We start from the raw sequence: 21933 nt of genomic DNA, 5'->3' as shown, positions 1-21933 counted from the left end.
CAAAGCTGCCACTGTCATTCGAATGCATCTGCAGCATCGGCTCCGGCCCGTTAGCACACTGAGGGTACTAACCTAATTCAACAAAGTCGAAAATCATTTCAGATCAAGGCTTTGATAAAGCGCCATCATTCGCTTGATCATGACATTGAAATCATAGTGTTCGGCCGCCGCTCTCACCCGGGCTGCGGTCTCAGGTCGTGACGACAACTGCAGCGCGTGCGCGAGCGCTGCAGCGAGGTCGCTTTCGCTGGCCGCATCGCAAACGAGCGTCGGCTCGAACCGCTCGACAAGCTCGCGCGCTCCACAGCCGGTGCTTACCACGGCGGGCAAGCCGCTGGCCATCGCTTCGATGACCACTGTGCCGAAAGGATCATAGATGGAAGGCAGCACGGCAATATCGGCCGCGCCGTACCACGGCAGCATGTCTTTCTGCGGCCCCAGCATCTTGAGCCGTGCGCCGAGACCGAGCCTGTCACCGGCCTGCCTGAAGGCGTTGGCGCGCGAATCATGGCCGATGACCCACAATTCAGGCTCGCCATCGAGCCTGGCGACCGCCTTCATCAGTGCAAGAAGTCCTTTTCGCGCAAAGCCCGAGCCGACAAACAGGACGACCGGCCTGTTTTCGTCAACGTCGAGCCGCGCGCGGATTGTCGCCCGATGCTGCTGGCGCAGCTGCGGGTTGAAGCGGTCGAGATCCACCCCGTTGGGAATATGGTGCACATTTTCCGCCGGATAATCGTAGTGACGGATAATGTCCTCTGCCACCATCTTCGAAATGGCAATGACAGCTTTGAGCCTCGGGCTGGCGTAGGTTGCACGTTCAAGGCGCAGCGTCTGGCGGTGAAAGGGGCTCAGCGCCATTGCCGCCCTGCCAAGCCGCGTCTCGAAACGCCGCCGCTCGGCAAGATAGGCGGCATGAACGCCCTCCCCGGCCCGGAAAACATCGCAGCACGGGAGGCGATCGTTGCTCTGCACCAGCGCCGGTGGCATCTCGGCGATCTTGCGGCAGGCGGCTTGAGCAAAGGACGCCGCCCGCAGCGAACGCGGAAAGCGGCGGCCGGCACAATGGATGAATTCTATGCCTTCATAGCGCGGCCAGTCGCCGGAGAGCACGGCCACCGGCCGCTGACGCGCGGCGAATGCGGCCATGATGTTTTCCAGCATGATCTCGCCTCCGCCAAAAGGCGCATAACGCTGGCGCACGAACAGGATCGGCCTGTCGAATTGATTTTCGGTGCCACGAATGCCGGCGTACATGGGCTCTGGGCTCCGGCCTTGTTGCCATCTGACGATGTCTATAGAGGCCAGCTCGCATCGGCAACACTTGGAAAGCTCACCCGCCGGAACTCAGAACAGGCCTGTGTCCATTGTCCGCAACTGCTTGCGATTTGCCTAACGGTGCTGCATGTAGAAATTAACTGCAAACAGCGGATCAGCGCCAGCTCCGGGCGGTGACCGCCATGAGGGGAATCGATGGCTTGAGCAAAGCAACCTGGCCCGCCATTGTCCGCCGGACGATTACCGACACCGCCCTATATCGGCTGAGACACACCTTCGGAAGACGGGCAGAAGTGTCATCGCTGCGGCCGATAACGCCCCTTAAAGCGAATGACCTGCCTTTGATCCTCGTCATCCGCAACGAGGCGGACAGGCTACGCCCGTTCCTGAAGCACTATCGCGAACTCGGCGTCACCAGATTCGCCGTCCTCGATGACCGCTCGACAGACGGAACAGCTGAGCTTCTGGCCGAGCAGCCAGATGTCGATCTATTCAGCTCGCCGATCACCTATTCGCAGTCGGACCTGGGAAACCTTTGGCGTCAGCGGATTGTGCAGATCTATGGTCAGCCTCGCTGGTATCTGACCGTGGATGCGGACGAATATCTTGTCTATGACGGTATGGATCAGCATCCGCTCGGTGCGATGGCCGACTGGCTCAAGCGGCGCGGAATGACACGCCTGCTGGCGCCGATGATCGACATGTATCCGAGCGGAAACATCTGGGACGTACCCTTCGATCCCATCGTGCCGCCATGGCAAGTTGCGGACCATTTCGACGGCAGCGGCTATGAGGTGACGAGGAGCCCCCGGCATCTCAAGATCACAGGCGGCCCGAGAACCCGGCTTTTCGCCAGGCAGCACAAGTTGACCAAGTTTCCTCTGATATATGTTGATCGCCAGACGATTTTTACGTCGATTCACTCACCGCTGCCATACTGGCGAAACTATATAAAGGGATTGGCTGGCCTGCTTCATTTCAAGTTCTTCGCCGATTTCAACGACAAGGCGCAGGTCGCGGTGGCGGAAGGTCAGTATTGGAACGGCGCTTCCAAATATCGCCAGTATCATGAGGTATCGAGCGGTAAAGCCGCTCTCAGCGCGATGAGCGAACAGTCAATGCTGTACGAAGGAGCTCACAGCCTGTTCAAAACGGGTTTGATCGACAAAATTGATTGGTAGACGGCATTTCAAGCAGATGCCGAACCGACATCATGCATAACCGAATGCTTTCATAAGCTGGGCACCTCGTCCTTGTACCAGGTCCTGTAGCTCGGCGTTTCCAAGTTCGGAGCGCCATCTTCCGCTCCCGTCATAGATCGGCTGATTGACCTGTTGGTTCCGGAGCACCGCATGCGGCGTCTCGCCGCTGGCGTCGGTCGGCTTGAACCACTGCTGCGGGTTCTTGTGATAGTCGAGGAGATCCGGGCTGAAGGTTACATCGAGAAAGCCGCATATCTGCTCGACGACTTTGGCCGGATTCTCGACCAGGTCCTCATAGCGATAGATCAGCACATCCGGCTTTCCCCGTTCCGCAAGAACCAGCGCATTGTCGTTGATCCAGCGGTCGAGAGCCTCCGTTGGCTCGCCAAGTCGTTTGATCAGGGACGCTACGACGTCGCGCCCATCTCGCACTGGCATGACGAAACGCGCGCCGGGCACGAGCCGGCGAATGCGGGCGACACGGCGGATATGCCGCGGTGTCTTTTCAAGCAGCACGTTCTTTCCAGCATCGAGCGCCGCCCGCTTCAGTTTCCGGAAGCGGAACATGGCCAGTGGCGTCCACTTGAAGAAAATGTTGGTTTCCTGGAGCGGCAGGTAGACGTCGGGATGCGACGCAAGGATCGTCGCAATCAACGTCGTCCCGCTATGGCCGCAGCCGCAAATGAATCCGGTCCGCATCACCATGTCGGCAATGCTCCTCCAGCTCGAAGCCACGAGGTGTAATGATTTATTGGACGATAGCTCAGGTTGTTCACGTAAAAGATCTCCAGCTGTGCCCAGACGCCAAACAGTTCGAACATCAAAACGGCTCCCAAGCGAAGTCTTTGACTCAAAAGCTTTTGCCGGCCTTGGCCGGTCGGGGCCGGATCAATATAGTAGGCCCTGTTTGCTCTCAACTGCCGCCCCGCCGATGAGCCGCCAAACGGTCATTAGCGTCGAGCAGACCGACGATAATGCTCTCGGCCTCGTCCATCACAGCGGCCCAGGACCGTTCCCGTTTCGAGACCAGCACGGCAGAGGGATAATAAGGCGTGCGATCGCCTTCCACCGGCCATGAACGTTTGAAACCGTCGCCCAGGATGAAGACCGAGGGGATGCCGAGCGCGCCCGCCAGATGCGCCCCGGTGTTGCTGATGGTTACGACGGCGTCCATCGCGGCAACCTGGGCGGCGAACAGGTCCATGTCGACGAGTTGATCGACTGATTTGTCATGAAGAATGCGCTCCGGCTCACCGTCGGTCAGGATCTTCAGATCGGTCTCGATCTGGCCGTACTGCAGCGAGACGAACCGAAGGTCCGGTCGGCCGATCAGGCCACGCCAGGTGGCCAGCGGCGGCAGGTCTTTGCCGGGATTGGAGCTGCCCCATGCGACACCGACCAGCGCCCGCCCGCCCTTGCTGTAGCGGGCGCGAAGTTCAGCGACCTTGGCTGGATCGGGTTTAAGAGGGACGAAATGCTCACGGATCGTCGCCTCGTCGGTCTCGAAGACGGCAGTCAGATGCTGGACGCCGGCGAAGGCCTGCGCCTCGCCATAGGCAGCCTTGCCGTCAGCGCCGACCGGCCGCACATCGGCGGTCGGAAAAGTGCGCTGAAAGAGCGGTACCAGGCGGCGCTCGACCAAGACGATCGAACGGGCGGCACGCCCCAACGCACGGCCGACGGAACTCGCATGATGGATCGCGGTGGCCAGACCCTGCTTTTCGGTTTCCATCAGATCGACCAGCAGTGTCTGGCCCGAAATATCCTGGCCCAGCCACTCGCCATCGACGCGGCCGTTGACGATGTGGCGTCGGGCGATCCTGAGTTCGGCGGCTGCGCCATAGGCGCCCATCCGCATCAGCGCCTTGCTGAGCTCGTCGATCAGGTGGACCTCGCCCCTCGACTTCGCAATGGATCCAAGAGCCAGGGCTTTCGGCAGTGCCGCCGGCCAATCGCGGGACTCGACGCTTCGCCGATAATCCGCCATCTGATCGGCAATGTCGCCGTCGCGCCAGCGAAGGAAGAGCTGCCGGCGGTGACGTCGGGACCAGACCTTGTATTTGTAGCCTGCAAGCGCGACAGCGCGGCGCAACCGGCCGAGAAGTTGGCTACCCTCCATCGCCAGCTCCGCCGATGATTTGCATGACCCGTCCGCCTGCTTCCTGCACTGCCGACGCCCAGGCTCGGCCGCCTTTTCGGACCAGTCGAACGCTCGGATATGCGGCGACGGTCTCACCGAAAGCAGGCCAGGACAGCCGAAATCCATCGTCGAGCATGACAATCGTCGGCACGCCGAGCGCTCCGGCGAGGTTGGCGCCGGTATTGCTGATCGTCACCACCGCGTCGAGCGCCGCAATTTGGGCGGCAAAGCGGTCCATGTCCGTCAACTGGTCGACTGAAGCGTCATGGATGATGCGCCCCGGCGCGTGGCGCTCGAACTCGGAGAGGGCCGGCCCGACATCGCCATATTGCAAGCTGACCAAGCGCCCCGGCAGGCTGCTGAACAGCGTCCGCCAATCGTCCAGAGCCGGCAGATCCTTGCTCTTGTTGAGGCTTCCCCAGGCAAATCCGATCAGGGGACCTGGGCCGCCATCGAGATAGGTGCCGCGCAGCTCGGCAACCAGTCGGCGGTCCGGCTCCAGCGGAACGAAGGGCGCGCGTGCCGCCGGGTCGTCCGGCCAGAAATGCTTTGCGAGTGTCTCGAAACCGGCAACGACATCGGCGTCCACTGCCGCCATGTCCTCTTCCCCTTCAATCCTGACATCGAGCGCAGGATATGTTCTGCAATAAAGCGGTGCCAGTCGCGGCTCGACGAAGACGATGCATCGACCGGCAGCCGCAGCTGCTGGACCAAGCAAAGACGCGAACTGGAAAAAGATCGCCAGGTCGCCTTCGCGACGATCGACGAGAAGCGTGCGACCCGCAAGATCACTGCCATCCCAATCGGGCCTGCCGCGCAGCTGCTTGCTCGCCGCCATCAACTGCCAGATGCGATTTCCTCCGTCGAGACGCCTCAGTCCACGCCCCGCTTTCTTGATCAGGCCGAGATCGCCAAGCTGCTCACCAAGCACGCCAAGCGCCAGTGCATGGTCGCGAGCAGTTTGCCAATCACCACGCTGCACGCTTTCCTCCATCAGCCTCATATGCCGTTCGGCGCTTTCGTCGGCGTGGCGCGAGGGACGTCTAAGAAGTTCCTTTGCCCGCTCGAGGACCTTCTGCAGCCGCTTGCCGACGGCGCCCTGCGGGCGCAGATCGGCGGTTTTTGCCTTCTTAAGGATGGTTCGTCTGTTCTGCACGGCGATGTTCTATCGTCCCCGGGGAGCGTCGGAAAGCGTCGTCAGGATCGACGAGAGCCGCCGGCCGGCCTCGTCGAGCACCAGCGACCAAGGGCGCCCCTCCTTGCGAATGACAATGCCCTTCGGATACCAGGGTGTCCGGTCGCCGGTCACTGGCCATGCCGTCTGAAAATTATCGTCGATGAGGAAAACAGTCGGCACGCCAAGGGCTCCGGCAAGATGGGCCGCCGTATTGCTGATCGTCACGACAGCATCGAGTGCAGCGACCTGTGCGGCGAAACGGTCCATGTCGACCATCTGGTCGACGCTGTCGTCAAAGATCAGACGCGCGTCGTTGCCGTTGCGAAGGCGCCGCAACGCCGGCTTGATCTGTCCGTACTGGAGCGAAACGAATGTCGCTTGTGTCTGGGCGATGAACCGTGCCCATTCAGAAAAATCAGGCACGTCCTTGGTGTGGGATTTGCTGCCCCAGGAGAGACCTGCCAGCGGCAGATCCGTCATCGAGCGATAGCGCTTGCGGAATGTCTCGACGAGTTCAGGATCTGCCCGCAGCGGCACGAAGTCGGCAGCAAGTTTTTCGGCATCGCGTCCGAACACCCAGGCGAGATGTTCGAAAGTCGCACGTTTGTTGCCGACCACATCCTGCTGTGCCGGGACCACGGTCGCCTTAGGGAACGTTCGCTGCAGAATTGATACCAGGCGCGGCTCGACCCGAATTGTTGCGCTTTGGGCATAGGCAGCGGCAGCGCCGGCCAGTCGCGCGTGGCGGATAACCCGGCCAAGGCTGCGCGGGTCATCCTCCACAAGATCGATCAGCAGTGTATCCGATCCGAGATTCTCGCCGGTCCACTCGTTGGCGCTTTTCCCTTTCCGCAGCCGGCGAGCGGAAAGCCGAAGCTCAGCTGCCCGCGCAAAGTTGCCAAGGCGTTCGAACGCCTGGCCCGCCTTCTGCATCAGCTCCGGGTCGCGATTATGATCGGCCGTGACAGCCATCTCATTGGTACCGGCTTCAAGGCCTTTCCAGTCCCTGCGCACGATCAGGGCCTCAACCTTGGCCTGCAGCTCAAGAATGGAACGAGGCTGCTTGGGACTGAAAAACAACCTGCGCACCGCCTTTTTGTACCGGCGCACCTGAAGGCCCAGTCCACCAATCACATACCGGACATAGGAACCGTGATAAAAGCTGGTCATCGGCCTTCAGCGCAATACGCTCTGCCGCAGCTTTTTGCCGCTTTCGACCATCGGATCGGGCGTCTCCAGGTGGAATATCGAACGATATATCTCGCTGTGCTTGGCAAGCTGGTCATGCGTTCCAGCATCGACAAGCTGTCCGGCGTCAAACACGAGAATACGATCGGCCGCCTTGATTGTAGACAGCCTGTGCGCAATGCAGATCACCGTGCGCTGAAATGTGTTGTCGAAGGCTGCCTCCATAACCGCCCGTTCGTTTTCACCGTCAAGCGCGGATGTCGCTTCGTCATAGACGATTACCGCAGCATTCTTGAGCAGGGCGCGCGCGATGGCAACGCGTTGTTTCTGGCCGCCGGACAGGTTGGTGCCGCTTGGCCCGACAAGCGTGTCGAGCCCGTTTTCGAGCGCCGAAGCAAAGCTGGTGACCCGGGCGAGGTTCGCAGCGGACTCGATTTCCTGATCCGTGGCATTCGGGCGGCCGTCGCGAATGTTGTCGCGGATCGAGCCTTCGAACAGGAAGACGTCCTGGGATACCAGTGCGATGTTATCGCGAACGTCGGCCAGGCTGATCTTCGAAATGTCCTTTCCGTCGATCAGGATCCTGCCCTTGTCCGGCTCCATCAGGCGCAGGATCAGATTGACGATGGTGGTCTTGCCGGCGCCGGAGCGGCCGACGATCGCCAGCTTCTCACGAGGTCGCACGTCGAAGGAAACACCCTCGAGCGCGGGGCTGTTGCCGTCATAGGAAAAGGCCACATCTTCAAAGCGGATACCACCATCGACGTCGGTCAGACGCTCGCCCGCGATCGCGAGTCGCCGCTGCTCGGGCGTGTCGATCAAATCATACATCTGCTCGACGGCGACCATTTGCTTCTGGATGTCGACATTGACCCGGGCCAACCGCTTGGCAGGCTCATAGGCAAGCAGGAACGCGGTAATGAAGGCCATGAATTCGCCGGGCGTCTTGCCGTTGCCGAGGGTCTGCCAGCTGGCGTACATAACGAAAAGCCCGATGATCACGCCGCCGCCGGTCTCCATCAATGGGCTCATCAATGCTGACGTCCGGTTGATCTGGATGCCACGTCTTTCCATCTTGCGGACGGCCTTTGCAAAGCTGGCGACGGCCTTGTCCTCGAGCTGGAAGGACTTGATGGTGCGGATGCCTTCGACGGCTTCCGTGCCGATCGACTGGACTTGTGCAGCCAATTCCGTCTCGCCCCTCGCCAGCGCCTTGAGCTTCCTGGTTATCGCGCCGACTGACAGGAACAGCATCGGCAGAACCGCCACGGATATCAGCGACATCACCGGGTCCTGCTTGACCATGACGCTGGCCAAGGCAATCAGGGTCAGCAGATCAGAGACGGCGCTGCTCGTGAGGGTGAGAATAACGGTCGCCCCGGCGCGCGCGTTGAACATGATTTTGGAGATGAATTTTGCCGGATGCTGGTTCGCGAAACGGCTGATGTCGAAATACACCATTCGGGAAAATTGCCGGTTTTGCAGGTCCGAAACGATAGCCCGGCGAATCTTTCCCGTCGTGACGGTCTGGCAGTAGGCAGCTATGCCCTTGACCAGGAAAATGCCGATGATGACGACACTGATACCCGATACAGCGGCAGCATCTCGCTCGACATAGATGGTGTTGATCATGATTTTCATGATCCAGGCCGTCGCGCCGACCGCGGCAGCAGCAGCGATCGAGCACAGCAAACCTGTCACATACAGCATCTTGTGCGGCGGCAGATTTTCCACGATCAAGCGCTTTGCCAGCGGATAGGTGAGCGAGGCTGAAGACTGTTTCTTTGCTTTCATCGTGACGCCCACTGTAATCCAATCCGGTACCAGCTAATTCCCATTCGCTTTATCTGACCTTTCTGAGCTACCAGTTAGGCATTGGCATTGTCTGTGGCGATGTTCCTGATCGCAGTCAATGCCAGAAGGCCGAGTGCTCATTGATCATAGTCGTTGTGGACAGCAAACCGACACTTGCATCCAGTCATTCGAGCATGCTTATTGACCTTGCAGGGGTGGTTTGATCTGGGAGGTCGCTCCGAATGGCCTACCTCCATGGGAGTTTTTGCGTACGATAAACCAAATGAGACCGCCCTGTTCCCTTGAGCAGATGCACACGTAGTTGATGCTTGGAGTCGAGATAAGCATGGCCAGGAAACGTTCGATCGCAGAGCGCGTACTCAGAAGCCTAATCAGGATTTTTGGCGATCGGGCGTTGCTGCAAATCGGTTATCCCGGTCGAATTGCCAAGTGGTTTGGTTGCCCACCACCTTTGGTCCGGCCTCACCCTTACGCGCTCTATGAGCTGAACCCAGCGTGGCGTTCGGCTGATGGTAAATCCAGACACAATAGTATGGGATTCCGGGGCTCGGAAATATCGATGCCAAAACCGGCCGGGCGCCGGAGAGTCGTATGCATGGGGGAATCGTCGACATACTGTACGGGATTAGACGATAGTCGGACCTACCCATATCGATTGGGCGAGTATCTGAAGAGTTTGAAGCCAGGAGTCGATCTTGATGTCGTCAATGCAGGTGTGATGGGCTATACCTCAATCGAGAACGTCTTGAGACTTCTTTTCCATGTAATTCATTTATCTCCTGATCTCATTATATATTACTACACACACAATGACGTTCATCCCCGTCGACTAGAGGGACTATCTCGGGATTACAACGAATACTCTTGCTCTTGGTTCGAGCCTCCGTCAGGCGGCGGCGTTTCTGGTTGGATAAATAGACGTCAAAAACTGGCGACGTCGTATGTCGCGAACGTCGTCCGCCGTTCAGGCAATCGACCTGGCAAATCTAGCAACATAGCGCACAATCCGCCTGATGCGTTCCGTGCGAATCTGAGTGCCCTGGTCGTCTTGGCAAGAGCAGCTGGAGCTTCGGTTCTTTTTGTAAATCCAAATTACCGGCAGGAGAGTCCAGACGACCCACCCGCAAATGCGGTTTGGGAGCACAGACGCGTTGTTGACGATATTGGCAAAAGGATGGACGTCCCGGTTGCTGATCTGAACGGGTTGCTGCCTTACTCCGTAAATGGGAACACCAGTCTTAATGAAAATTACCGCGACGCTGTGCATTTTACGGAGATCGGCGCAGATGCTGCAGCAAGAATTGTTGCCGATGTAATCCATAAAAATAACATACTATACTCGTCGAAAAAGAAGCCTATCCTATATTAAGATTTGTCCCATGTTGACCAAGAGAGGGTGTGGTTGCGATCGGATCCTTGCATGTCGGTAATTTAAGGCTGCGCCGCCTCCCGGAGCCCGCGAGCATGACCAATATCTCCCTGACCGCTGCGAACGCACCGACGTATTATTCCAGCCAAGTCCGGACTGGGAGCCTCATGTTTCTGCCAGTTGGGGCACGCCCTTGACAAGCCGAGTCCCTTTGGCTCAATCGACTTAGTTGCATGGGGACAGAACAATGTCTGACGTCGATAATGCTCTCTCCAAGAGGGCGGAAACCAATGGTTGGTTTTCCGATTTGATATGCGCATTGACGTTCTATGGTGTCGTATTCCCCCTCGGTTTCGCGCGCCGGTTGATCGGAACAATCAGCCGACGGCTCCAACCAGGGCATTCAAACGAGACATTCTGGATCGTGCGCGAAAGCAGGAACGATTTGAATTCGATGACCAGTCAGTTTTGAAGACATCCTTGTGACAAACATCCTAGGTATCTCGGCGTTCTACCATGACAGCGCAGCCTCCCTTGTTGTTGACGGCGCCATAGTTTCTGCGGCCCAGGAGGAGCGATTCACCCGTCGAAAGGCTGACGAACGTTTCCCCTCGAACGCCATTCGGTCGGTTTTGCAGACCGGCGGGGTCTTGCTGAAAGATGTGGACCACGTCGTGTTCTACGAGAAGCCGCTACTGAAATTTTCGCGTCTAATTGACACTTATCTCGATGCGGCTCCCCGTGGGTTCAGCTCTTTTCGAAAGGCGATGCCAGCTTGGGTTGGGGGCAAATTGTTTCAGAAGAGGCTCATTTTCGACGAGCTCAGAAGGATTGACCCTGATTTCAATGATCCGTCTCGTATCCTTTTTTCCGAGCATCACGTAAGCCACGCGGCCAGTGCGTTTTTCCCGTCACCATTTGACGAAGCTGTGATTTTGACTCTCGACGGCGTGGGCGAGAAAGCAACCACCACAGTTGCCATCGGCAGGGGCGCAACTTTGGACGTCGTGAGGGAATTGCATTTCCCGCATTCCCTGGGGCTCTTGTATGCGGCATTCTGTTATTATCTCGGTTTTAAGATAAACAGTGGCGAATACAAAGTAATGGGGCTGGCGCCCTATGGCGTGCCTCGGTTCAAGTCGCTGATCCTTGAAAAGCTGGTCGATCTTAGGGCGGACGGAACCTTCCGTCTCGACCAGAGCTATTTTGACTACGCTACCGGACTAAAAATGACGAATACACGGTTCGCCGACCTCTTTGGGCAACCGGTCCGAAGGCCCGACACTGACCTGCTGACCGACTTCCATATGGACGTCGCGGCATCTATCCAGGCGGTCACCGACGAGATCGTTCTGCGGCTGACGCGCGGTTTGGCACGGGAATTTGCGATCCCCAATCTCTGCCTGGCAGGTGGCGTCGCGCTTAATTGCGTAGCAAACGGCAAAGTACTTAGAGACGGTGCCTTCAAGAAAATATGGATTCAGCCCGCGGCTGGCGACGCAGGCGGCTCACTCGGGGCAGCGCTCGCAGCCTGGCACATAAAACTCGGCGGTAACCGTGTCGCAGCCAAACAAGATTCAATGAAAGGGGCCTATCTCGGTCCTGAATTCGACCAGGCCGACATTGAAGCGCAGCTCAGCCGAGCCAAAGCTGTTTTCGAGGTCATGCCTACCGACCAACTTATCGACACGACGGCAACCGCATTGGCGGCCGGCAAAGCTGTCGGATGGTTCCAAGGCAGGATGGAATTCGGCCCCAGAGCACTTGGCAACAGGTCTATCCTGGCCGATCCACGCTCTGACCACATGCAAAAGACGCTCAATTTGAAGGTCAAATTTCGGGAAAGTTTTCGCCCGTTCGCACCTTCGGTTCTGTCGGAACATGTGTCGGACTGGTTCGATTTGAAAGTAGAATCCCCGTATATGCTGCTTGTCGCTCCGGTTGAGCAGTCCCGACACCGTGCAATGACGCCCTCAGAGGCAGCGATGTTCGGAATAGATAAGCTCAACGTCCGGCGATCCGACATTCCTGCCGTCACGCATGTCGACTATTCGGCCAGGGTTCAGACGGTCCACGCCGAAACCAACCCGCTATACCACGCATTGATCAGCCGGTTTGAAGCGCTAACCGGCTGCCCTGTTTTGGTGAACACCAGCTTCAATGTTCGCAGCGAACCGATCGTGTGCTCTCCCACGGACGCTTTTCGATGCTTTATGGGAACAGACCTGGATATGCTTGTGGCGGGCAACTGCGTTCTTCGGAAAACAGAGCAGGATCCTTCCCTCGCGATAGACTACCGAGGTGATTTTGAGCCGGATTAGGTTCGCGCTGCCCTTGCAGGCTTTTACAAGGTGTTGAGATGAGTGCTTCTGTCCTTTTATGGATAGCCTCTGCTTTGCTGATCGTCGCAGCAATAGCATTGGCGCGGATGGTCACGAAAAGCCGCGGGAGGACCAAAGAAGAAGCTGACCCGGGAGACAATTACCCTCTCTGGTAGACCCCGTCCCTCCTGCAACTCGTCCTCACTCGATCTTAAGCTGTGCGAGCGGAGAGGCCACCCCATGTATCAGGGTATGGCGAGAGGCTGGACGCTTCGATCTTCGATCTCTAATAGGCAAGTTCTGAACCCTGCATTTGACTCCGGATGCGACGTCCAGGAATTCTGAGCATTTAGCCTGATACCGAATGACAGCCTGACGATCTCAACGATTTTGCATGGCGTTGTCCCAAACACTTCTGCCGTTCTTTGATTTTTTTGATACACCTTGGTTTTCGCGCCACTTCCTGCCAATATCTACGATCATTTCTGGTTGTTTAATCCCTGACAAAAGACGGCATTGGTAACGCGAAGTAAAATCTGTAAACGGACGATTATAGTGGGCGCGCTGCTGCTTTTCTGGGTCAAGATCCGGAACCAGTAGTGCACTGCACTCCTGTATAAAATCTCCCGAGAAGAAAGCCGGGCTTGTTCCAAAGTTAGGATACTTTCTCTTCCAAATTCTAACGCTTAGAAATCTTACTTTCTCCGTTCGCCTGCGAAACTCGTCACGCCCGTTCCACCCGAGCTCTTTTGTTACAAGTTTCTCTGCTCGAGTGCGACGGGGAAACACCCGGTCTGGGGTGATAGGCTCAAGTGCAAGCCAGTCATCTTCGAGATGCAAGACAAATGGTGAAATCACTCGAGACCAAACGTCCTTCACTGCATGTCCAAAGCTTGCAGTTTCTGGTTCTGAGATGGGGTGGTGTGGCAGGGGACGTGGAGATAACCTCCACGCCCCTATGCCGATTCGGCGATTCGATGAATGACTGCATTGGGAAAATACGCCAGAACAAGGCTACGGCACCTTTCATGATCGAGTTCGCTTCCGCCAAACGGATCGATGTGACGGAGACCCCCATCGATGCGAAAGTGCCGAAATAACATCTGTTGAAACGATTGCAGCGTTTGTGAAAGCAATTCGGGCTTCTGCCGCATATCAGAGTTACGTCGATGGCAGGCGATTGTCTGAGAACATGAACCACAACTTTTTTTCACTAGCCGCGCGGGACTGGCTTCCTTGACGGGGAGCGGGCGCTGGCCTTGGGCCGAGCAGATATCCGCCCAAAATTGACACTTCCCAGAAAACCCTGAAAACGCAATCGCGAGAAAGGAACAGAAAGGAACTCCCATGGACCGCAACTTCACTCGCGCTCGTTCCAAAGCCTGAAGGCAGATGGTCCAACGGCCCCGGTCGCGAAGTTTCTCGCATCCTAACCCAGATACTCAGGACCAATGTCGCCCGTATTGCTAAAAACCGCTTCCTGTGTCGGTTCTGCACGAGTTCGTTAGCCGGCCTGTTGCGAAATTGCTATTTTAGTGGAACACTTCGGGCAATTGGCAATTGGGGGGTCGAACCCGTTTTTCAAGTTCGCGGCGGCCAGTGGGGCAAATGCATGTCACGCAGTTTCTGATCGAGATGCTTACCGTGTTGGGTGCTGCACGGCAGGATGCCGCCGACTATGCCGGCTTCCGCAACGATAGCGTCTTCAACGACAAGATAGCGGGTAAGACCTTTATTGATATTGGCAGTCACCATGGCGAACTGTGTCTCGAGGCGCTTCGCCGCGGCGCGACGCGGGCTGTCGGAGTTGAACTCATTCGTGAGAATGTACTGATTGCTCGGCAAAAAGCAGAGCAGACGGGACTCTCGCCTGAATACCTGGAAGCGGATTTCGAGCGGATCGGAGATCTTGGAAGCTTCGATGTCGTCGCCTGCCTGAACGTCTTGCCACAACTGTTCGACCCGATCCATGCCTTGCGACGAATGGCGGCGATGGCGCGCGAACGTCTGGTTCTCGAATTGCCGAACCAGCCCAGCAAGTTGTTTTCGCGCTTTCGGACGCCCGGTCCCGCTATCGACGTTCCCTGGGCCAGGAGGATGCACGAAGTCGCCGGGCGCACCTTTCTACCGAACGTCGCCGCGATGGAAGGGATCTTCAATCAGCACATGGCGACATTCGAACCTGTCCAAATTGTCCCGTCGAAGCCGCGAAACAGTTTTCTGGTGGTTGCTACCAAAAGACGTATCAAGCATCTGACCGTTGTGGCCGGACCGACCAGTTCCGGAAAAAGTACGTTCAAGAATCGGCTCATCAACGATCAAGCGTTTCGTGTGTCCTTGGGTTTGCCCGAGGGAGTAACCGCGCAAGCCGACGCGAACGAGATAAGGCGGCTGCCAGATGGCCCGCTCGATCATGTCGTTTTGCACTATGATTTCTTTCGGCCTTATGAGCGCGCGCTTGGAACCTATGAGCGCGATCCGGCGGCGGAATTCATTCGCTGCGCCGAACACCTCTCGATATTCACGATGATGACGCCCAAGGCGCGTATCCGTTCGCAACTGGCCGCCAATGAGTTGAACAAGAAACGGATGAAACCGGACGCCAAGGTGCGCTACGAAGGCCTTTACGTCCGGTATGATTCCCCTGACTTCCTGGCAAGCTGGTACGACAAATGGTTCCGGTTCTGCGCCACCCTGGACCACAATCGACATCGGCTCGCTCGAAACGACGGAAACTACGAATTTTTCGACAGTGCGGATTGGCAACGGATTCACGCGGCAAATTATGGCGACATCGACGATCTCAAGCCCGCCTAGAAACCACTTGTTGCCTTCCGACGTCTTCGACAAGAAGAAGGTCGCCATCTTTCTGCCGCGGGACGCTGGGCTTGCCGAAGCGATCCGGGGTGCTGGTGCGCGCGATGTCGCAATCTATGGCAACGGTCCGGCATCACCTGACCAACTTCGTCTGACGTATCGAAGCGCCAAAGATGTCGGTCGCAACAATGCGGATGTCGTGCTGCTCGAGGGCCGGTCCGCCATGGCGCTGCGCTCGAAGGATCTAAAGCATATAGGGGGGGCAAGGCTCTTGCTCGTAAGGGCCAGCGCACGTTCGTTTCTCGCCGGGCTTCTGTTGCTAAATCACTTGCGGCGTGGGCGGCTCGCCTGGCGCGGGCAGGTAATGATGCCGGCTGCCGCTAGCTGCCACAGGTCGCGCTGGCTTGTCTTCGAGAACGTCGCGCGCAAGCAGCGTAGCGCCAAATACTATGCCGCGCTTGGCCGCGGTATCGTGGACATGTTCAGTTCCGTCGCGGACCTTCGCTACAGCACGCTGCGGTCGGCGCAAAAGATCAGGGATCCGTCGACTTCAGGCGATATCGATCTGCTGGTCCACAATGACGATGCCGGCGAACTGGTGCGGCGAATGACAGAGCGTTTTGGCACGATCCCCCTCGACGTCTATACGCCGTTTAGCGTGCCGGGCCATTCGGATGGCAATGTCGCTTATCTGCCCCCTGCCCGCGCCCTGGACTTGCTTGCGCGGCGCGAGCGGGGCGAATGGGGCGAATGGCATCCGTGTCCAGCCGACGCGCTGTTGAGCTATTGCTATCATTTGCTTTTTCACAGGCAGCCAGGAGTGCTGGGCAAGGATGAAACCCTACTGCCGAAAACCTGGGACGACGAAGCACGGTTTGCCGAGCTCATGCGGCTTTGCGACAAGGCAGGCGTCGCTCGGGTTCGGACGTTGAGCGACATGGAAGCGCTATTGCGGCGCGAGAAATGGTTCCCCGAAAGCGAAACGATCAATTTCGTGGCAAGATCGAACGAATTCGTCCGGTCGAGATATGCGGTCAGGTCATCCTACTTGCCAGGCCTGGCCGTGTTCATCGTCCGCGAAGCCGCGCTGAAATACGAGCTGGTTGGTCCGATCGAAACGATACTTGCCGCGGAAGGCTTCGACATCAAGCTGTCCGAAATGATACCCGTGGAACGGAGGATGGAAATTGCTTCGCTCTTTCGTGGCGGCAACTGGGCATCGTCGCAAGACAGCGAACCGGCTGGCGTGCCAGCCCATTTCATCGTCACGTTTGACCCCAACCCATTGCCGATGCCCGAGCAGGTGGAAATCGGACGCGCCTTTGTCGATAACAAACGTCTTTTGCTGAAGAAAAAATTAAGAAAACGGACCGCGCAACTCGCAGACAAGAAGCGTCTGAACGCTCTGCACTCGAGCGACAATTCGCTGCAGGCGCTCGACTATGTCAGGCTGCTTTGCCCCGATCGCTACGATGAATTCGAAGCGCTGGTTCTAAGTCCGTCCGTGCCGGGGCGGTAAGACTGCGATGCGAGTTCGCGGTAAGCGCACTGAGGGTTGTCGGCTGAACCGTCCTGCCTCAGTTGGAGCCTCCAATAAACGCGATCCGCGGCCCACAGCCACCGTCAGCAATTGCCGTGACGCAGCCGCGGCCATCCAGCGCTAGCTTGCCTTTACGACAATTGCCTGTCCCGTCGGAAGTTCGATGATGCCTTCCGGGCGACTTTCGAAGAATTGGTCAAAGGCCTTTCGGGCTCCAGGACAGAGCGCAGAGCCGTAGTCATCGCATATGATCAGGCCATGCGCGCACACTCGATCGTAGAAGAAGGCAAGCGCATCACGTGTCGGCTCGTATAGATCGACGTCGATATGGACCAGGGCGAAACGTCGGTCGGCTACGCCTGAAAGAGTTTCCGGTATCCATCCGACATGAAACGTGGTGTTGCTGACGCCTGAAATATTCTCTCTGGCTATTGTCTCGTCGGTGCTGAGATCGTCGGACTTCCATGACGTTCGGCCGTTTTGCTTGCGATCCTCCGCGGTCGGTTCCGACAAGCCTGCGAACGAATCGAAAAGATGGTAGTGCCGTGCTCGAAGATCGCTCATCAGCATGAATATCGTCGACCGGCCTTGCCTTACGCCGCATTCGGCCACATCGCCGTCGACACGCTCGATCGATCGCAAGCAGCTTTGCAGAACGAAAGCTCGCGGATCTGGAATCCCGCGGATGTTTTTGACTCGCTGCAGCGCCTTGCGGAAAAATGACTGATCCTTCCAGACCATGTGGCTGGAATAGACATAGAAGCCGTATTTGTCGGCTTTCTTCTGAGAGACCTTGTACCAAACCGCGCCTCTGCGTTTTTTCGAAATAACAGCAAGTGCCGCGTCTCTCAATTTCATCCGTATCCTCCATCATTCGGTATGTTCATAACACGGACAGAAGAGAAGCTCTGCCGGCATCAGACGCGAATGACGTCGAGTTCCGGCTGAAGGACGTGGCCTTATTGCCGCAAGGAAGCGCCTTCCGTCGCTCGTAATAAGCCAACATCGGGAATGGACGCCATGCACTGCGACTCAAGATCACGGTCACGTGCCCTGGCCAGTTCGGAAGTTAGTCGATTCCCAGCCGGGAGTTAATACCCGCCCCGTTTGCGCTGCGCGCCGCAAACGACGGCGCCGCGCCTCTTCATCACATATTTGCGCGCAGCAAGGCAACGCCCTAAAGCAGATGCGCGTCGAATGGTGCTGATTTGCACCAACGACCGTCTTGCCGCGACATGCGGTTTTCAGCCAGGCTCGATCAAAGCTCGCCCGCATCGTGGGGCTTTTGGCCAATCACGGTCGAGCGCCGGCCTTTTCGGCAGCTTCCGAGAATGGAAATCGGAAAAGCAGCTTCCGGTTCTCGTCGCAGATTTCGAAGGAAAGACCTGTCAGGACCGGGCTGCCGCTGAGCAGGCCCTCGGCCAGGATTTCCTTGGCCGAAGCCATTGCGTTATCCTGAGCCGCGGACAAACCGTCCAACTCCTGACCCTCGAAATCTTCCGTCAAGCGGCCCTCATTGTTTCGGAAATGGAAAAAATATCTCGGCATGGCTCCTCCGGTGGGTCGGTTTCTCTAATGCATGTCGCGCAAAAGTGTGCAGCGGTTTTGCGACAACGACATGTACAAAAACAAGCACTTAAAGCGCGTCGCATGAGGCTGATCGGCGCGATGCGCTTTAGTCGCGAGCGCCTCAGGAACAGCGTCGGATTTGTGCACGACAGCACCGTGCGATTTTGGCGTTGGGATTCATGGCGTTTAGGCCTTCATGCGTCAGGTCGATCGAACAGCACCCCCAGCCCGTGTTCGAACGCACATGCCGCAATCATGTTGTCCGGGGCTTTTCCGGAGACCGGGCAATTCGGCATGACAGCCCTGATCGCGATCTCAGCCGCTGCGGTGGAAACCGCATCGTGGCGCCTCTTCCTGGTCTCCATGTATTGCTTGAGCAGAATTTTCAGGCGCCGCGCGGCAATCTCGTCAACGACCATCGTCCTCCCTCGATTCGGCACAATGTCCGTCTTCCGGGTCTGTCCTCCGGATGAAGGTCCGCTGCCATTGGGTAGCAGCGGACCACTCGGCTGGGTGAGCCAATGACCCGAGGCGGGGGCGTCTCGGACCGCCACCACAATAGCTTCGGCAGGCCACTCGTTCCACAGAACGCTGTCGTTGGTAATTTTCGTACACTGAGCATTGCCGCAGACAGTCTGCGACCGTGGGATTTTTGCGCTATGCCCGTAGCCTGATAACCGGATCAGCTTCGGCTTCGATCGACATAGCTGTAGATGCCCGCGCCGATCGCGACCGCTCCTACAGTGATCAGAATCGATGGCACACCCATCGACGTGGCGACGATCCCCCAGACAATGGCGACGGCAATTGCGCCGACCGTTCCCAGCACCAGTCTAAGCCGTTTCGACATTATCCATTCCCCCAAAAGTGCATCTTTGGCCTTTTCCGGTCGAAATACCGCAATGCGGCACCATTGTCTGCGCTTCGTCCAACTTTTATGCCGACCCTGAGCCCCGACCGCTGAGGCGTAAGCGATCCGTATGCGGGCTGTCGCAAACGCCCACTCGACAATCAGGACGCTTGGGCGCGAGCCCGAGAAGCGAGGCGTCAGAAAGCGAGGTATCTATGTACAATTTCGGAATTTACTCCGGTTCACAATGATGACCATGGCGGCCACGGCAACCGCAATGGTCATCACGGGCCTTACCCCGAGACAACCGAAGCGACTTTGATTTGCCATAGGTCGGTCTGTAGAAGGCGAGCAAGGGGCCTATCGGCGGCTCAAGCAGCAGCGGATCGAGCGGCGCCAGCAGCTCAAGCGGCAGCAGCGGTTCGAGCGGCAGCAGCGGATCCAGTGGCGGCAACGACGGAACAAGCAGCGGCGGGTCTAACGGCAGCGGCGGAGTGTAGCGGTTGCTCAAGCGGCTCCGGTGGCGGCGCCACTCGAGTTGAACCGTGGCGGCGACCACGCGGCCGGCAACGACGATCGATCCTCACGACAACGGGAGTAGTAGTATGACGCTCCGACCGAAATCGGCGACCGCGCCCCTCACCGACCTTGCAGGATTGCTTGGTCTTGCGCTCACCGTCGCGATGCTCGCCGACAGAAGCTGGCCTGTGCATTTGCAGGCCATGACTGTCATTGCAGCTACTACTGCAGCAATGATCGCGGTCGACACGGCTTATTTCCAGACGTTTCGAAGGCGTTCAACGGGATTGCAGGCGAAGCCGATGCGAGCGCTTGAAGTCGAGCGTGTCGTGCGCAAGCTCATCGGCTTCATCGTTACGCTCACGACCATTGCCGCAGTCTACTGGATAGTGCCGGAATACCGGCGTGAGTTTTACGCCCCTACTGGGCAACGCTCTACGACACCTTGCCGGCGCTGCTCGTCGGTCGCCGATCGGGCGCTCCGGCTGAATGCCACCCTTGCTCGGACCATCTGCGGCAGTCGGCGCTATCGCCTCAAGGCGTGATCGCGATGCCGATCCTCGCCGCTCATCGGCAACGGCCGATCGCCCTCGAGCAGGCGGGTGATCCGGGCGAAGCCGGCAAAAGCCTTTCTCGCTTCCTCGGCCGACATCCGGCCGGCGATGGCCGCAGCGCAGCAATTCACGGCGCACTGGTAAACCGGCCCGCGCCGCCCCGCCGGCCATTTTCGCAAGAATGCCATTGCTTCGGCAACGCTGTCGATCTCCTCCACAGGCTGTCCCTGTCCGCGCAAAACCCGCACGGGCGAAAAGAATTGCAAGCGGTCCATCATTTCCTCCCCGTCGACCGGATGCGTGCGATCGAACCCCACTAAACTCGCGAACCCGACTTTGGTTCCCGGCAAAAGAGGGCTTGGCCTGAAAAATGTTGGCTGCACGAGACGAGCAGCGGTGGACGCGCCCGGCAGCTCCAATTGGGTGACATCTTGCCCCAATTGGGTGACATCTTGCCATTGTACGGGAACGTTAGCGCGGCTGATGCATTTCGATGCCACGAGCAGTCTTTTTGAGGGAAATGCCAAAACATGAGAATAGCCCATGTGGCGCCGCTCCATGAATCCGTGCCACCCCGGTTCTATGGAGGGACGGAGCGCATCGTCTCCTATCTGACCGAAGGATTGGTCGAGCTTGGCCATGACGTGACCCTGTTCGCCAGCGGCGATACCAAGACGTCGGCGAAATTGGTGGCGTGTCGCGAGCGCGCGCTCCGTCTCGATTCTCGCCCGCACAAATCCGAAACGGCGGCGCATCTCTCGATGCTCGCCGAGGTGAGGAGCCGCGCGCAACAGTTCGACATCATCCATTTCCATCTCAGCCACTTCCTGCATTTTCCTTTCTTCGAACACATGCCTGACCGGACGGTGACGACACCGCATGGCAGGCTCGACTATGTCGACCTGGCCCCGGCCTACGAACATTTTCCGCGCTTTCCGATGATCTCCATTTCCCGCAGCCAGAGAACCGGGCTACCCAGGGCCAATTGGCTGGCGACCATCCATCACGGGCTGCCGATCAATATCTACGAGCCGACTTTCGAGACGAATGCGGACGAGCCGTATCTGGCCTTTCTCGGCCGGCTGTCGCGCGACAAGCGCCCGGACCGTGCCATTGAGATCGCCTTGCGCTCCGGGCTGAAACTGAAGCTTGCGGCAAAGATCGGCGACGACGACCGCCCTTTTTTCCACGACACGGTCGAGCCGCTGATCGACGGCGACCGTGTCGACTATATCGGCGAGATCGAAGAGGACAGAAAAGCGGAATTCCTCGGCAAGGCGGCCGGCCTGCTGTTTCCGATCGATTGGCCGGAGCCGTTCGGTCTTGCCGCGATAGAGGCTATGGCCTGTGGCACGCCGGTAATCGCCTGGAAATGCGGTGCCCTGCCGGAGATCATCGACCACGGCGTGACCGGTTTCCTTGTCGATACGGTCGATGCCGCAGTCACCTCGATACCGGAATTGCTGCGCCTCGACAGGCGACAGGTGAGATCCGTGTTCGAAAACCGTTTTTCTGCCACGAGAATGGCCCACGACTATGTGGCTGCCTATGCGCGCCTGATCGGTACTCCCGGTGAAGCCAGAGCGTCCTGATC

The 21933-nt window shown here is 58.0% G+C and carries 21 protein-coding genes; 8 read left to right on the top strand and 13 right to left on the bottom strand.

The window, feature by feature from the left end; translation table 11 throughout:
• Nucleotides 1-93: 93 nt before the first annotated feature.
• The gene (locus tag NKK47_RS03230; RefSeq protein ID WP_352575036.1) at nt 94-1257 is read right to left on the bottom strand and encodes a glycosyltransferase family 4 protein; all 1164 of its coding nucleotides are present in this window, start codon (nt 1255-1257) and stop codon (nt 94-96) included.
• 221 nt (nt 1258-1478) lie between these two features.
• Here NKK47_RS03230 and NKK47_RS03225 point away from each other — a divergent pair, with 221 nt between their 5' ends.
• Entirely contained in the window at nt 1479-2459 is a 981-nt protein-coding gene (locus NKK47_RS03225; RefSeq protein ID WP_352456715.1) for a glycosyltransferase family 2 protein, read from the top strand.
• 30 nt (nt 2460-2489) lie between these two features.
• On the opposite strand, the gene NKK47_RS03220 is transcribed toward NKK47_RS03225, so the two are convergent.
• The 5 genes from NKK47_RS03220 to NKK47_RS03200 form a co-directional block, all read right to left on the bottom strand.
• Nucleotides 2490-3185 (bottom strand): sulfotransferase family protein, encoded by a 696-nt coding sequence (locus NKK47_RS03220; RefSeq protein WP_352456714.1) that lies wholly within the window; start codon nt 3183-3185, stop codon nt 2490-2492.
• A gap of 208 nt (nt 3186-3393) precedes the next feature.
• Nucleotides 3394-4599 (bottom strand): glycosyltransferase family 9 protein, encoded by a 1206-nt coding sequence (locus NKK47_RS03215; RefSeq protein ID WP_352456713.1) that lies wholly within the window; start codon nt 4597-4599, stop codon nt 3394-3396.
• Complete coding sequence (locus NKK47_RS03210; protein ID WP_352456712.1) at nt 4589-5776, bottom strand: glycosyltransferase family 9 protein; 1188 nt, start codon at nt 5774-5776, stop codon at nt 4589-4591. The genes NKK47_RS03215 and NKK47_RS03210 overlap by 11 nt, the downstream gene beginning before the upstream one ends.
• A 9-nt stretch (nt 5777-5785) precedes the next feature.
• Nucleotides 5786-6967, bottom strand: coding sequence for a glycosyltransferase family 9 protein (locus NKK47_RS03205; protein ID WP_352575034.1), 1182 nt, complete (start codon nt 6965-6967; stop codon nt 5786-5788).
• A gap of 6 nt (nt 6968-6973) precedes the next feature.
• Entirely contained in the window at nt 6974-8779 is a 1806-nt protein-coding gene (locus NKK47_RS03200; RefSeq protein WP_352456710.1) for an ABC transporter ATP-binding protein, read from the bottom strand.
• Nucleotides 8780-9455: 676 nt separating this feature from the next.
• On the opposite strand from NKK47_RS03200, the gene NKK47_RS03195 reads away from it, so the two are divergent.
• The 3 genes from NKK47_RS03195 (at nt 9456) to NKK47_RS03185 (ending at nt 12490) form a co-directional block, all read left to right on the top strand.
• A complete protein-coding gene (locus tag NKK47_RS03195; protein ID WP_352575032.1) occupies nt 9456-10169 on the top strand; it encodes an SGNH/GDSL hydrolase family protein in 714 nt (237 codons plus the stop codon).
• Nucleotides 10170-10416: 247 nt separating this feature from the next.
• Nucleotides 10417-10641, top strand: a complete 225-nt coding sequence (locus tag NKK47_RS03190; RefSeq protein WP_352456708.1) for a hypothetical protein — start codon at nt 10417-10419, stop codon at nt 10639-10641.
• 10 nt (nt 10642-10651) lie between these two features.
• Nucleotides 10652-12490 (top strand): carbamoyltransferase family protein, encoded by a 1839-nt coding sequence (locus tag NKK47_RS03185; RefSeq protein ID WP_352456707.1) that lies wholly within the window; start codon nt 10652-10654, stop codon nt 12488-12490.
• A gap of 381 nt (nt 12491-12871) precedes the next feature.
• Here NKK47_RS03185 and NKK47_RS03180 read toward each other — a convergent pair whose 3' ends face one another.
• A complete protein-coding gene (locus NKK47_RS03180; RefSeq protein WP_352575030.1) occupies nt 12872-13369 on the bottom strand; it encodes a hypothetical protein in 498 nt (165 codons plus the stop codon).
• A 729-nt stretch (nt 13370-14098) separates the two neighbouring features.
• Here NKK47_RS03180 and NKK47_RS03175 point away from each other — a divergent pair.
• Nucleotides 14099-15307, top strand: a complete 1209-nt coding sequence (locus tag NKK47_RS03175; protein ID WP_352458135.1) for a class I SAM-dependent methyltransferase — start codon at nt 14099-14101, stop codon at nt 15305-15307.
• Between the two features lie 10 nt (nt 15308-15317).
• Nucleotides 15318-16826, top strand: a complete 1509-nt coding sequence (locus tag NKK47_RS03170; protein ID WP_352575028.1) for a hypothetical protein — start codon at nt 15318-15320, stop codon at nt 16824-16826.
• A gap of 141 nt (nt 16827-16967) precedes the next feature.
• On the opposite strand, the gene NKK47_RS03165 is transcribed toward NKK47_RS03170, so the two are convergent.
• The 5 genes from NKK47_RS03165 to NKK47_RS03145 all read right to left on the bottom strand — a co-directional run bounded on the left by NKK47_RS03165 (nt 16968) and on the right by NKK47_RS03145 (nt 19777).
• On the bottom strand, nt 16968-17699 hold the full coding sequence (locus tag NKK47_RS03165) for a TylF/MycF/NovP-related O-methyltransferase (protein WP_352458133.1): 732 nt from the start codon (nt 17697-17699) through the stop codon (nt 16968-16970).
• Nucleotides 17700-18140: 441 nt separating this feature from the next.
• A complete protein-coding gene (locus NKK47_RS35165) occupies nt 18141-18395 on the bottom strand; it encodes a DUF6894 family protein (RefSeq protein WP_502896501.1) in 255 nt (84 codons plus the stop codon).
• Between the two features lie 215 nt (nt 18396-18610).
• A complete protein-coding gene (locus NKK47_RS03155; protein WP_352458131.1) occupies nt 18611-18835 on the bottom strand; it encodes a hypothetical protein in 225 nt (74 codons plus the stop codon).
• Between the two features lie 263 nt (nt 18836-19098).
• A complete protein-coding gene (locus tag NKK47_RS03150; protein WP_352458130.1) occupies nt 19099-19266 on the bottom strand; it encodes a hypothetical protein in 168 nt (55 codons plus the stop codon).
• Nucleotides 19267-19498: 232 nt separating this feature from the next.
• A complete protein-coding gene (locus tag NKK47_RS03145; RefSeq protein ID WP_352575026.1) occupies nt 19499-19777 on the bottom strand; it encodes a hypothetical protein in 279 nt (92 codons plus the stop codon).
• A 34-nt stretch (nt 19778-19811) separates the two neighbouring features.
• Between NKK47_RS03145 and NKK47_RS03140 the strand changes: the two genes are divergently transcribed.
• Nucleotides 19812-20330, top strand: a complete 519-nt coding sequence (locus NKK47_RS03140; RefSeq protein ID WP_352575024.1) for a hypothetical protein — start codon at nt 19812-19814, stop codon at nt 20328-20330.
• Here NKK47_RS03140 and NKK47_RS35160 read toward each other — a convergent pair.
• Nucleotides 20312-20884 (bottom strand): DUF982 domain-containing protein, encoded by a 573-nt coding sequence (locus NKK47_RS35160; protein WP_502903643.1) that lies wholly within the window; start codon nt 20882-20884, stop codon nt 20312-20314. The two genes, NKK47_RS03140 and NKK47_RS35160, sit on opposite strands and share 19 nt — an antisense overlap.
• Between NKK47_RS35160 and NKK47_RS03130 the strand changes: the two genes are divergently transcribed.
• Complete coding sequence (locus NKK47_RS03130; RefSeq protein WP_352458127.1) at nt 20870-21931, top strand: glycosyltransferase family 4 protein; 1062 nt, start codon at nt 20870-20872, stop codon at nt 21929-21931. The genes NKK47_RS35160 and NKK47_RS03130 overlap by 15 nt on opposite strands.
• Nucleotides 21932-21933: the final 2 nt, after the last annotated feature.

The organism is Mesorhizobium sp. M0019 (assembly GCF_040323975.1).
In the GTDB taxonomy this organism is placed as follows: Bacteria; Pseudomonadota; Alphaproteobacteria; order Rhizobiales; family Rhizobiaceae; genus Mesorhizobium.
The sequence above is the reverse complement of the archived record's forward strand: the minus strand, read 5'-3'. Positions and strand labels throughout refer to the sequence as shown.

Bases quoted from the DNA above. Each gene is read 5' to 3' on its own strand.
- NKK47_RS03230 (WP_352575036.1), bottom strand. From the start codon at position 1,257: ATGTACGCCGGCATTCGTGGCACCGAAAATCAATTCGACAGGCCGATC.
- NKK47_RS03220 (WP_352456714.1), bottom strand. From the start codon at position 3,185: ATGGTGATGCGGACCGGATTCATTTGCGGCTGCGGCCATAGCGGGACG.
- NKK47_RS03215 (WP_352456713.1), bottom strand. From the start codon at position 4,599: ATGGAGGGTAGCCAACTTCTCGGCCGGTTGCGCCGCGCTGTCGCGCTT.
- NKK47_RS03205 (WP_352575034.1), bottom strand. From the start codon at position 6,967: ATGACCAGCTTTTATCACGGTTCCTATGTCCGGTATGTGATTGGTGGA.
- NKK47_RS03200 (WP_352456710.1), bottom strand. From the start codon at position 8,779: ATGAAAGCAAAGAAACAGTCTTCAGCCTCGCTCACCTATCCGCTGGCA.
- NKK47_RS03190 (WP_352456708.1), top strand. From the start codon at position 10,417: ATGTCTGACGTCGATAATGCTCTCTCCAAGAGGGCGGAAACCAATGGT.
- NKK47_RS03175 (WP_352458135.1), top strand. From the start codon at position 14,099: ATGCATGTCACGCAGTTTCTGATCGAGATGCTTACCGTGTTGGGTGCT.
- NKK47_RS35165 (WP_502896501.1), bottom strand. From the start codon at position 18,395: ATGCCGAGATATTTTTTCCATTTCCGAAACAATGAGGGCCGCTTGACG.
- NKK47_RS03155 (WP_352458131.1), bottom strand. From the start codon at position 18,835: ATGGTCGTTGACGAGATTGCCGCGCGGCGCCTGAAAATTCTGCTCAAG.
- NKK47_RS03150 (WP_352458130.1), bottom strand. From the start codon at position 19,266: ATGTCGAAACGGCTTAGACTGGTGCTGGGAACGGTCGGCGCAATTGCC.
- NKK47_RS03130 (WP_352458127.1), top strand. From the start codon at position 20,870: ATGAGAATAGCCCATGTGGCGCCGCTCCATGAATCCGTGCCACCCCGG.
- NKK47_RS35160 (WP_502903643.1), bottom strand. From the start codon at position 20,884: ATGGGCTATTCTCATGTTTTGGCATTTCCCTCAAAAAGACTGCTCGTG.